The sequence below is a fragment of the Acidovorax sp. NCPPB 3576 genome (assembly GCF_028473605.1).
Taxonomy (GTDB): Bacteria; Pseudomonadota; Gammaproteobacteria; order Burkholderiales; family Burkholderiaceae_C; genus Paracidovorax.
Window position 1 is genome coordinate 4207952 of sequence record NZ_CP097267.1, and the last position, 11095, is coordinate 4219046.

9 protein-coding genes are annotated in these 11095 nt (G+C 70.6%); 5 read left to right on the forward strand and 4 right to left on the reverse strand.

Features of this window, described 5'->3' with window-relative positions:
- The first annotated feature begins 1 nt into the window (after position 1).
- A complete protein-coding gene (locus tag M5C98_RS19260) occupies positions 2 to 724 on the forward strand; it encodes a ComF family protein (protein ID WP_272549042.1) in 723 nt (240 codons plus the stop codon).
- Between the two features lie 92 nt (positions 725 to 816).
- Positions 817 to 1278 carry a tRNA (uridine(34)/cytosine(34)/5-carboxymethylaminomethyluridine(34)-2'-O)-methyltransferase TrmL gene (gene trmL / locus M5C98_RS19265; RefSeq protein WP_272549043.1) on the forward strand — a complete coding sequence of 154 codons (462 nt, stop codon included), beginning with the start codon at positions 817 to 819 and terminating at the stop codon, positions 1276 to 1278.
- 11 nt (positions 1279 to 1289) lie between these two features.
- Here the strand turns inward: trmL and M5C98_RS19270 are convergent, their stop codons facing one another.
- Complete coding sequence (locus tag M5C98_RS19270) at positions 1290 to 2255, reverse strand: LysR family transcriptional regulator (RefSeq protein WP_272549044.1); 966 nt, start codon at positions 2253 to 2255, stop codon at positions 1290 to 1292.
- A gap of 209 nt (positions 2256 to 2464) precedes the next feature.
- Here M5C98_RS19270 and M5C98_RS19275 point away from each other — a divergent pair, with 209 nt between their 5' ends.
- Positions 2465 to 2779, forward strand: a complete 315-nt coding sequence (locus M5C98_RS19275; protein ID WP_272549045.1) for a DUF4148 domain-containing protein — start codon at positions 2465 to 2467, stop codon at positions 2777 to 2779.
- 101 nt (positions 2780 to 2880) lie between these two features.
- Here M5C98_RS19275 and M5C98_RS19280 read toward each other — a convergent pair whose 3' ends face one another.
- The 3 genes from M5C98_RS19280 to M5C98_RS19290 all read right to left on the reverse strand — a co-directional run bounded on the left by M5C98_RS19280 (position 2881) and on the right by M5C98_RS19290 (position 4809).
- Positions 2881 to 3345: a MaoC family dehydratase gene (locus tag M5C98_RS19280; protein WP_272549046.1), complete on the reverse strand. Its 465-nt coding sequence runs from the start codon at positions 3343 to 3345 to the stop codon at positions 2881 to 2883.
- 65 nt (positions 3346 to 3410) lie between these two features.
- A complete protein-coding gene (locus M5C98_RS19285) occupies positions 3411 to 4028 on the reverse strand; it encodes a ParA family protein (RefSeq protein ID WP_272549047.1) in 618 nt (205 codons plus the stop codon).
- Positions 4029 to 4170: 142 nt separating this feature from the next.
- Positions 4171 to 4809 carry a LysE family transporter gene (locus M5C98_RS19290; protein WP_272549048.1) on the reverse strand — a complete coding sequence of 213 codons (639 nt, stop codon included), beginning with the start codon at positions 4807 to 4809 and terminating at the stop codon, positions 4171 to 4173.
- A gap of 116 nt (positions 4810 to 4925) precedes the next feature.
- Here M5C98_RS19290 and kefC point away from each other — a divergent pair, with 116 nt between their 5' ends.
- Positions 4926 to 6821, forward strand: coding sequence for a glutathione-regulated potassium-efflux system protein KefC (gene kefC, locus M5C98_RS19295; protein ID WP_272549049.1), 1896 nt, complete (start codon positions 4926 to 4928; stop codon positions 6819 to 6821).
- An 81-nt stretch (positions 6822 to 6902) separates the two neighbouring features.
- The gene (locus M5C98_RS19300) at positions 6903 to 11084 is read left to right on the forward strand and encodes a DUF4132 domain-containing protein (protein ID WP_272549050.1); all 4182 of its coding nucleotides are present in this window, start codon (positions 6903 to 6905) and stop codon (positions 11082 to 11084) included.
- Positions 11085 to 11095 lie beyond the last annotated feature (11 nt).

The window sequence follows — 11095 nt, forward strand, 5'->3', positions numbered from 1 at the left end:
GATGCTCCACAGGCACCTTGCAGGGATATCGCACTGGCTGGGCGCGGCCCTGCATGCCGTGCCCAGCCAGTGCGCCGTCTGCCATGCCTGGCCCGCGCGGCGCATCTGCGATGCCTGCGCCACCCGCTTCGCGCAGCCGCAACTGCGGTGCACGACCTGCGCCCTGCCCGTGCCGGCGGGCGTGGCGCGCTGCGGGCAGTGCCTCACCGACCCGCCGCCGCTGGATGCGTGCCTTGCCGCCGTGGACTACGGCTACCCGTGGGCGCAGGCGCTGGGCGATTTCAAGTTCCGGGCCGATCCCGGCTGGGCGCCGTCGCTGGCCACCCTGCTTCGCAGCACGCCCTGGGTGGAGCCGGCCGTGGAAGCGGCCGACTGCCTGCTGCCCATTCCCCTGTCGCGCGAGCGGATGAAAGAGCGCGGCTTCAACCAGTCCGCGCTGCTGGCGCGCGCCCTGTCGCCGGCGAAGGCGGATGCCGCCAGCCTGCTGCGCACCCGCGCGACCGAGGCGCAGAGCAGCCTGCCGCGCAAGGACCGGCTGCGCAACCTGCGCGGCGCGTTCGCGCTGGAGCCCGCACGGGCTGCGCGCATCGCTGGCCGCCGGGTCGTTCTGGTGGATGACGTGATGACCACGGGCGCCACGCTGCATGCCGCGGCGCGCGTGCTGCGGGACGCGGGCGCCGCGCACATCACCGCCATCGTGGTGGCACGGACCGACAGCCCCTGACCTCCCTGGCCGGGTTGCGGGATGATGCCGGTTGATACTTTTCTTTACGAGCTTTCCCACTAGGTCCGGCGCAGATGCCGACAATAGACGCCATGTTTCATATCGTTCTTGTCGAACCCGAGATCCCGCCCAACACGGGCAACGTGATCCGGCTGGCCGCCAACACCGCGTGCCGACTGCACCTGATCGAACCCTTGGGTTTTTCCATGGAAGACCGCCTCATGAAGCGCGCGGGCCTCGACTACCACGAGTACGCCGAGGTGCAGCGCCATGCGGGATGGACCGCCTTCCTGCGCGATGCCGAGCCGGACGCCACGCGCATGTTCGCCATGACCACGCATGCCACGCTCACGGTGTACGAAACCAGCTTCCGCGCCGGCGACTGGCTGGTGTTCGGCGCCGAGACGCGCGGGCTGCCGCCCGAATTGCGCGAATCGTTCCCCCCCGCCCAGCAGCTGCGGCTGCCCATGGTGCCGGGGCAGCGCAGCCTGAACCTGTCGAACGCCGTGGCGGTCACGGTGTACGAGGCCTGGCGGCAAAACAGCTTCCTCTGATGTGTTGAGCTTCAGTCCTGCGGCGCGGGCGGGCCCGTGTCCGGCTCCAGGCTGCCAGGGGCCTGCAGCGCCTCTTCCACGGACTTGCGCGTGCGCGCACTCAGAAAATCCAGGAAGGCCCGCGTGCGTGCCGGCATGAACTTGCGGCTCGGAAAGGCCGCGTACAGCGTGAAGCGCCCCGCCGTCCAGGGCGCCAGCACCCGCACCAGTTGCCCGCTACGCAGGTAGGGTGCGGCCAGATCGACCGGCAGCGAGGTCAGCCCCGCGCCATCCAGCGCCGCACGCAGCAAGGTCCCGATGTGGTTGGTTACGCAGACCGGCTGCACCTCGATGTCGATGGCCCGGTGGCCCAGCAGGGGATCGAACAGGCGCATCACCCCCGGTTTGGTGTCGCTGCGCCGGCGCAGCAGGCATTGGTGCCGGGCCAGGTCCTGCGGCACCTGCAGCATGCCGTGGTCCCGCAGGTAGGCGGGCGAGGCGCACACCACGCTGTCGGACCGCACGATGGGCCGGGTGATCACGTTGGCGCCGAAGACCGCGTCGTCGCTCAGCAGCGTGATGTCGAAATCGCCGATGGGCGGCTCCAGCGAGGAATCCACATGGATGTCCAGCACCACCCGGGGATGCGCCCGGTGGAAGCCCTCCACCAGCGGCGCGAGGATGTGGACCGCGAGCACCGGCGGCGCGTGCAGCCGCAGCACGCCGGCGATCTCCGAGGTGTGGGCCTGGGCGGCGGCAAAGGCCTCCTCCACGTCGGCCAGGATGGTGCGCACGCGGGCCAGGTAGGCCTCGCCGGCATCGGTGAGCGAGACCCGGCGCGTGGTCCGCTGCAGCAGCCGGGTGCCGATGTGGCTCTCCAGGTCGGCAACCAGCCGGGTGACCGCCGCAGCCGACAGGTCCATCGCGCGCGCCGCTGCCGCGAACCCGCCTTCGTCCACCACGGACTGGAACACGCGCATCGTCAGCAATCTATCCATTGCAGGAATGACGGCGTTTCAAGGGCCGCGATTATTTCAATTTCGTTAATTATTCATTGCCGAGAGTGCTGTTTTTCAAAGGGTTAACCCTGCGTACAGTTCAACCCATCGATGAGGAAGCCTGAAGGCGGACCCACCGAGGCAGGACAAGACCGGCCCGCAACAAGACCAGCCTTGCCCGGAAACACCAACCAATGAAGGACACCATCATGAACAACTACCGCACTCTCGCCACCGCTGCCGCCATCGCCCTGAGCGCCTTCGCCGCCCACGCCGGCGTGGAAGGCGACGGCTCCGACTATCCCGCCCCTGTCGCCGCCTCCAGCGCGCTGACCCGTGAAGCCGTCGTGGCCGATCTGGTGGCTGCCCGCGAAAACGGCACCCTGCCCCGCGCTGGCGACTGGTACGACGTGCCCGCGCCTCTGGCTGTATCGGGCAACGCCACGGCCGTCACCCGCAAGGAAGTGCAGGCGCAAACCGTGGCGGCAGCGAAGTCTCGCAACACGGTCAGCGGCGACCACTGATCTGATCGCACGGCGGCCTGGCCGGTTGCGACCGGCCCGGCCCCTCCTCCGAAAAAAAGGCCCGCAGGCTCGCCCTGCGGGCCTTTTTCATTGGAGCGCTGTCAGGGCGCCGCGCCGTAGTTGCGCGCCAGGGATTCGGCCACGCACGCGGGCTTGTCGGCGCCTTCGCGCTCGATGGTGACCAGCCAGGTCATCTGGATGCCGTCCGGCGCAGCGGGCTCGCAGGCCTGCAGCGTGAGCCGCGCGCGCAGGCGGCTGCCCACGGGCACGGGCGAGGTGAAACGCACGCGGTTGAGCCCGTAGTTCACGCCCATCCGCGCGCCGGCGATGGCGAACGCCGATTCGAAGAACCGCGGAATCAGCGACAGCGTGAGAAACCCGTGGGCGATGGGCGCGCCGAACGGCCCCTGGGCCGCGCGCTCGGGATCGACATGGATCCACTGGTGGTCGCCCGTGGCCTCGGCGAACTGGTCGATCTGCGCCTGGGTGATGGTGATCCAGTCGGTCACCGCCACCTCGCTGCCCACGCAGGCGGCCACTTCGGAATACGTCTGGAAGGTTTTCATGCGCGCACTTTAGGCCGGGGCCGGCCAGGTGCGTTGTCGGGCGCGCGACAGCCGCGCGCGCCGGCCTACTGGTCGAGCCAGCCGCAGATGCCTTGCCACTGCTCCAGGTCGCGCGCCACGCGGCCGGGCGACACGTCGAAGACCGACAGGCCCTGCGCCGCCAGGTGGATGTAGTTCTGCGTGTCGCGCAGCCGGCCCAGCACCGGCAAGCCCAGGCTTTCGACGAACTCGCCCAGCTTGTCGGCCGCGATGGTGCGGGCATCGACCCGCATGCCGACGATGCCGATCTGCACGTTCGCCGCATGGCGGCTTTCGGCCAGCTCGTCCAGGAAGCCGCGGATGGCGAAGATGTCGAACACGCTCGCCTGCAGCGGCACGATCACCTTGTCGGCCAGCTTGAGCACCTCCTTGAGCTGCGCGCCGTGCAGGCCCGCGGGCGTGTCCAGCACCGCGTGGGTGGCCTCCTTGGGCGGGCGGCCGATGGCGTCGGGCTGCACGGGCCAGTCGCCGATGGGCCGCACGGCCGGGGACCGCAGCCCGCGCCACAGCCGGGACGACTGCTGCGGGTCGGCGTCGCCCAGCACCACGGCGTGGCCCTGGCTGGCGAAATAGCCGGCGATGTTGGTGGCGAGCGTGGATTTGCCCACGCCGCCTTTGGGATTGGCCACTGCGATCACTGGCATGCACGCCTCCTCGGTGTCAAAAGTTGGGTTGGCGGGGGCGATGGTAGCGCCGTCTGGAGCCGGACTGGGGAGTATGAGTCAAAAACCCCTCCAGCGCATATTCCACTAGGGCATATTGCTATATTTTTAATAGCAACCAGATTCAGCCGTGCTGGGCACCGCGCTTGACGAAGAAGAGCCCCGTGCCCACGGCCATCAGCAGGCCGCCGAACACGCGGTTCTGCGCACGCACCGCGCGGGCGTTGCGCAGAAGGCGGCGCAGCGCACTGGCACCGGCGGCATAGCCGTGCATGACGGCCATGTCCACCGCCACCATGGTGGCCGCCATGGCGAGCAGCTGCGTCCACAGCGGGCGCGTGTCGGTCATGAACTGGGGCAGCACGGCGACCATGAAGATGATGCCCTTGGGGTTGGTGGCGTTGGTCAGAAAGCCCGTGAGGCAGCGCTTTTGCCACGGCCCGGCCGGCGCGGCCTCCCCGCCCGGCAGGGATGACGCATCGCCCGAGCGCCATTGGGCGAGACCGATGTAGATGAGGTAGCACGCGCCCAGGATCTTGACCGCGCTGAACGCCGTCTCCGAGGCCAGCAGCAGCGAGCCCACGCCCGCCCCGGCGATCACCAGGATCAGCAGCAGCCCCAGCTGCAGCCCGAGGATGGTGGCGCCCGTCTTTCGCACGCCGTAGGTGAGGCCGTGGCTCATGGACAGCACGGCGCCGGAGCCCGGCGAGATCGCGATGAGGCAAGCCGCCGCCAAAAATGCCAGCCAGGTGTGCAGGTCCATGGGTCCGCCGGAAAAGAAAGGAAAGAAGATGAAAGGATCGGAAGCCGCCGATCTTACCGATGCAAAATTGCTGTGATCCCTCCGCCACCTCTCCCCCTCCATCCCTTTCTTTCTCCATGGCCCACGCACCCACCTGGCTCACCTACGGTTTCCTCTACCTGGGCGCGGCCGTGCTCGCCGTGCCCATCGCGCGGGCGCTGGGGCTGGGGGCGATCATCGGCTACCTGGCCGCCGGCATCGCCATCGGCCCCTGGGGCCTGGGCCTGGTGAGCAACGTGCAGGACATCCTGCATTTCGCCGAGTTCGGCGTGGTGCTGATGCTGTTCCTCGTCGGTCTGGAGCTGCAGCCCAGCCGGCTGTGGAGCCTGCGGCGCCCGATCTTCGGGCTGGGCAGCGCGCAGGTGCTGGGGTGCGCGGCGCTGCTGTGGCTGGCGGCGTGGGCCTGCGGCCTGCCGTGGCGCGTGGGGCTGGTGGGTGCGCTGGGACTGGCGCTGTCGTCCACGGCCATCGCGCTGCAGTCGCTGAACGAGCGCAACCTGATGCGCACCGACAGCGGGCAGAAGGCGTTCTCGATCCTGCTGTTCCAGGACGTGGCGGCCATTCCCATCCTGGCGCTGCTGCCGCTGCTGGGCGCGGCCGCCGCAGCCGACGCGGCGCCCCACGCCACGCCCGACCTGCTGCTGGAGGCGGCCAAGATCGTGGGCGTGGTGGGCGGCATCGTGCTGGGCGGGCGGCTGCTGTTGCGCCCGGTGCTGCGCTGGATCGCCAAGAGCAGGACGCCGGAGATCTTCACCGCCGCCTCGCTGCTGCTGGTGGTGGGCATCGCCTGGCTGATGGTGCTGGTGGGCCTGTCGATGGCGCTTGGGGCCTTCCTTGCGGGCGTGCTGCTGGCCGACAGCGAATACCGGCGCGAGCTGGAGGCCGATATCGAGCCCTTCAAGGGCCTGCTGCTGGGGCTCTTTTTCATGGCCGTGGGCATGTCCATCGACTTCGGCGTGCTGATGCGCTCGCCCGGGTTGATGGCCCTGGTGCTGCTCGGTTTTCTGGTCATCAAGGGCGTGGTGATCTACGCGCTGGCGCGGGCGACCGGCACGCCGTACCAGGAGCGGCCCGTGATGACGCTGCTGCTGGCGCAGGGCGGCGAGTTCGCGTTCGTCGTGTTCCAGGCGGCATCGACGGCGGGCGCGCTGCCGGCGGAAACCGCGTCGCTGCTGATCGGCGCCGTGGCGCTGTCGATGCTGCTGTCGCCGCTGTTGCTGGTGCTGCTGGACCGCGTGCTGCTGCGCCGCTATGCGCGGCTCAAGACCGATGTGCCGGCCGCGGCCGAGATCTCCGAGCCGCAGGAGGCGCCGGTCATCATCGCGGGCTTCGGGCGCTACGGGCAGATCGTCGCGCGCACCATGCTGCTGCAAGCCGTTCCGACCACCGTGCTGGACCACAGCGTGGAGATGCTGGAGGTGGCCCACACCTTCGGCTACCGCGTGTTCTACGGCGACGCCACGCGGCTGGAGCTGCTGCGCATCGCAGGGGCCGCGCAGGCCCGCATCCTGGTCATCGCGGTGGACGACACGGGCCAGTCCGTCAAGATCGCCGCGTTGGCGCGCGCTCACTTTCCGCAACTGAAAATCGTGGCCCGCGCCCGCAACATGAGCCATTGGAACGCGCTGCGCGATCTGGGCGTGGAGCACGTCGAGCGCGAGCTGTTCGAGTCCAGCCTGAAGACCGCCCGCACGGTGCTGGAACTCATGGGCCTGCCGGCACAAGAGGCCCAGCGCGTGGCGGACCGGTTCCGCCAACACAACATCGACCTGGCCAACCGCATGTACCCGCACCACAAGAACCAGGAGAAGTTCATCGCCGTGGCGCGGCAAGGCCGCCAGCAACTGGTGGAGCAGATGGCCAAGGAGCGGCAGGAAGCCGCATCCGCCGCGGCGGACGCAGGCACCCCTGCGGACGCCGCAGGCCATGCCCCGCCCGCGCAGCGCACCGGCCTGCCGCCGGGCAGCGCCTGACTTTTTTCGACCGGCTCCGCGGCCCGGGCCGCGGCCGCCGGCCATCCCCCAAGACCCGTTTGCGAAAGGACACCCGACCCCATGCGCCGTTTCGAACTGATCGAAGGAAACTCCAGCAAATTCTGGGAGATCGAGCCCTCCGGCTCCGACCTCAACATCCGGTGGGGCCGCATCGGCACGGCCGGCCAGAGCCAGACCAAATCGTTCGCCGACGCCGCGAAGGCCTCGGCGGCGCTGACCAAGCTGGTCACCGAGAAAACGAACAAGGGCTACAGCGAAGTCGGCGTGGCACCGGGCGCCGCCATCGGCGCCTCGCCCGCGCCCGCCAAGGCGCCCGCGCCCCAGGCCGCTTCCAGGCAGGCGGCCGCGGATGGTGCCGAGCGCTCCGCCGCCAGCGTTTCTGCACCGGCGCCCGCCCCGGCGGAAAGCCTGGATGCGCAGTGCGATCGTGTCTTCGCAGCCTTCTGCACGCAATTGGCCGAGGGTGCGGTGAAGGTGGAAGACGTGTTCTCGGCCGCGGTGCTCAAGCGCCAGCACGGCGTGAGCGACCAGGGTGCCTCGATGGCGTTCGAGCGCCTGAAATCCGAAGGCCTGCTGACGGGCTGGGGCACGACCGCGCAGGTCGGCAAGCGCGCGCCGGCCCTCGCCCAGGCCCTGCTCGCCGAAGCGGCGGCTGGGGCCGCGGCCACGCCGCCGGCCGCAGCGCCCACCGGTGCACCGGCCGGTGACGGCGAGCCCGGCGCTGTGCCGCCCTGGCTGGCTCAGGGCGACCCCGTGCGCCTGCCGTCCCAGATGGAGCGCGAGGCCTACGCCTCGCGCCGTTTCCCCCAGGAAGCGAAAGCCGCTGCACTGCCCCAGGCATGGCAGCGCGTGCGCAGCAGCTGCGATTTCCACATCGACCTGCCCGGCACCGATGCGGCCCTGCGCGATCCGCTGCAGCGCACCATCGACCGCCTCGGCCGGGACAAGGCCGAGGCCGATGCAGAGGCCGACACGGCACTGCTCGCGCTGGCCCTGGCCAGTTCGGGCTACTACGGCGAGAACGAACCGGCCGCCGCCATCGTGGACTACCTCGTGGCGCAGTACGGGCTGCCGGGGGCCGTCGACATCCTGATGGCATCGCAGCGCCTGGAGACGACCAACGATTACGACTCGACCACCAAGAAGCGCCGTGCGCACCTGTCCGCCACCGTCACCCGCGCGATGAGCAACGGATGGCGCGGGCCGTTGGGCCAGGGCGAAGAAGCCTTCCGCCGCCATCTCGCGGTCGCGCCACAGGCCGAGTGGGAGGCCTGTGCAGACCGCATCGAGGCCGCCCTGCCCTCCCTGCATCCGAGCCGGCAGCCGGCGATGGCGCTGCTGCTGCCCGACCGGCCTGCGGTTTCCGACGCGCTGGCGCACCGGCTCGCCGCCGAGAAGGAGGTGCCCGACACCCTGCACTGGCTGATGCTCACGGCCACCGACCCCGCCGCGATCGCGCTGGCCGCGAAGACGCGGCTGGGCTACTCCGAGGGCTTCTGGGGCAACCGGCGCATGGTGGCGACGGCCGTGCGCGAACGCGGCACCGGCGCAGTGGTGGTGCTGGAACGCGGGGCCGCCGAGGAGGCCGCCGGCGAAGCGCTGGCCGCCGTCGGCACGCCCGAGGCGGTGCATGCGCTGGCCAAGGCCGCCAGCAGTTCCAAGGGCGCGCTGGCGCGCCTGTCCCTGGCGGCGGACCGCTGGCCGCTCGCGGCGATCGCGGCCCTCTCGCGGCTGGTGGCCGCGGACGGAAAGGACGCCGGCCTGCTCACGCCCATGCTCTCGCGCCTGCTGCGTGCGCACGGGCAGAGCGTGCCGTTGCTGCGCCCCTGGCTGGATGCCGCTGCGCAGGCCGCCGTGGACCGGCAATTGGCCCTCCTCACCGGTCCGTCCGAGGTGGCCGCCCGCGAAGAATTGCCGGCCGTGCTCGCCGATCCGCCCTGGCTCGCGAAGACCGCGCGCAAGACCGCGGCGGTGCTATCCCTGGAGCCGCTGCCGCTGGCCCCCGTCGAGGAATGGGCACCCGGCGAACGCGAAGAGGCGCAGCGTCTCAACTCGTGGCAGCTCAGCCGCTTTGCGAAAGCGGCACAGGACGTGCCGGAGATGGTGGATCTGCTGGGCTTCGACACGAACAAGAAAAAGCAGCTCGCCCCCCTGGCCGAGGACGCCGCCCGCGCCATCCGGGCGGGAGACGCCGATGCGCTCGTCGCGGCATGGCGCGCCATGCTGGCCGAGCGCAAGCGCGAGCGCTACTACTGGTATTCGTTCGACTGCGTGGCCGTGGCCACGCTGCCTCCTGCGCTCGCCGTGCCATTCTGGAATGCCGTGGCGGGCGAGGCCGAGGGCTACGGCGTGGGCCATGCCATCGCCAAGCTGGGCCTGCCCGCGCTGCCGGCGCTCGCCGCCATGGTGCGCGCGAAGCCGGCCGAGAACCTGGCCTGGGCGATGCACTACGGTGGCGTGGAGATCGCACCCACGGCCGCACGCGCGTTCGCCAAGCTCAAGACCGCGCGCGACACCGGCCGCGCCTGGCTGCTGAAGTACCCCGAGCACGCGGCCTGTGCGCTCATCGCGCCAGCCCTGGGCAAGGCGGGCGAAGCGCGCGACTGCGCGGGCGCCGCCCTGCGGCTGCTGCATGCGCAGGGCCACGGGGCACTCCTGATGGAAGTGGCCGGCCGCTACGGTGACGATGCGGTCCTGCAGGCGCTGCGCACCGTGCTGGACGAAAGCCCGCTGGACCGCTTCCCGACCAAGCGTGCCAGATTGCCCGAGTTCTGGCAGCCGCGCGGCTGGCGCCGCCCGGTGCTGCAGGATGGCCCGGGCCGCGGCAAGGCGCTGCCCGACGAAGCGCTCGACGCGCTCGGCCAGATGCTGACCTTCCCCACGAGCGAGGAGGTGTATGCCGGCATCGCGCTGGTGCGCGAGGCCTGCACGCCCGATTCGCTGGCCGACTTCGCATGGGATGCATTCGGCGCCTGGCTCGAAGCGGGCGGCCCTTCGAAGGACGGCTGGGCGCTGACCGCGCTGGGCCTGCTGGGCACCGACGACACCGCCCGCCGGCTCACGCCCTTCATCCGCGCCTGGCCCGGCGAGTCGGCCCATGCGCGCGCCGTCACGGGGCTGGACGTGCTCGCGCAGATCGGCACCGACGTCGCGCTGATGCTGCTCAACGGCATCGCGCAGAAGATCAAGTTCAAGGGCCTGCAGGACAAGGCGCGCGAGAAGATCGCCGCCATCGCCGAGGCGCGGGGCCTGAGCCCCGAGGAACTGGAGGACCGCCTCGCGCCCGACCTGGGCCTGGACGCGCAGGGCACGCTGCGGCTCGACTTCGGTCCGAGGGCGTTCAAGGTGGGCTTCGACGAGACGCTCAAGCCCTATGTGCGCGAGGTCTCGGTGGACGGCAGCGACGGCGCGCGCCTGCCGGACCTGCCCAAGCCGAAGAAGACCGACGACCCCGCCCTCTCGGCCGAGGCCGTGGAGCGCTTCAAGCTGCTCAAGAAGGACGCGCGCACCATCGCCAGCCAGCAGTTGCTGCGCCTGGAGGTGGCCATGTGCGCGCGCCGGCGCTGGACGCCGCAGGTGTTCCGCGCCTTCCTCGCCGGCCACCCGCTCGTGCGCCACCTCGTGCAGCGCCTGGTTTGGGGCGTGTATGAGGTGCCGGATGGCGGCAGCTACGGCGGCCGGCTCGCGGCCTGCTTTCGCGTGGCGGAAGACGGCAGCACCACCACGGCCGAGGACGACCCGTTCGATATCCCGGAGGGCGCGCAGGTGCGCATCGGCGTTCCGCATGCGCTGGAACTGTCGCCCGAGGACGCCGCGGCCTTCGGCCAGATCTTCGCGGACTACGAGCTGCTGCAGCCGTTCCCGCAGATCGGCCGCGACACCTACACGCTGACCGAGGCGGAAAAGGCGGACATCAAGCTCTCGCGCTGGACGAAGGCCAAGGTGCCCACGGGCCGCGTGCTGGGCCTGGTCAACAAGGGCTGGCGCCGCGGGCAGGCGCAGGACGGCGGCGGCATCTGGTACTTCACCAAGCCGCTGGGCGCCGCCCACGTGATCGAGCTGCACCTGGACCCCGGCATCATCGTGGGCATGGTGGACGAGTACCCCGAGCAGGAACTGGGCGAGGTGCAGGTGGGCAAGCCTTCCGCCTGGGGCGAACTGCAGAATGCCGAGCCCATCGGCCGTCTGGACGCCATCTCCGCCAGCGAGCTGATCCGCGACCTGGAAGGACTTCGCGCCTGACCGGCCATCGC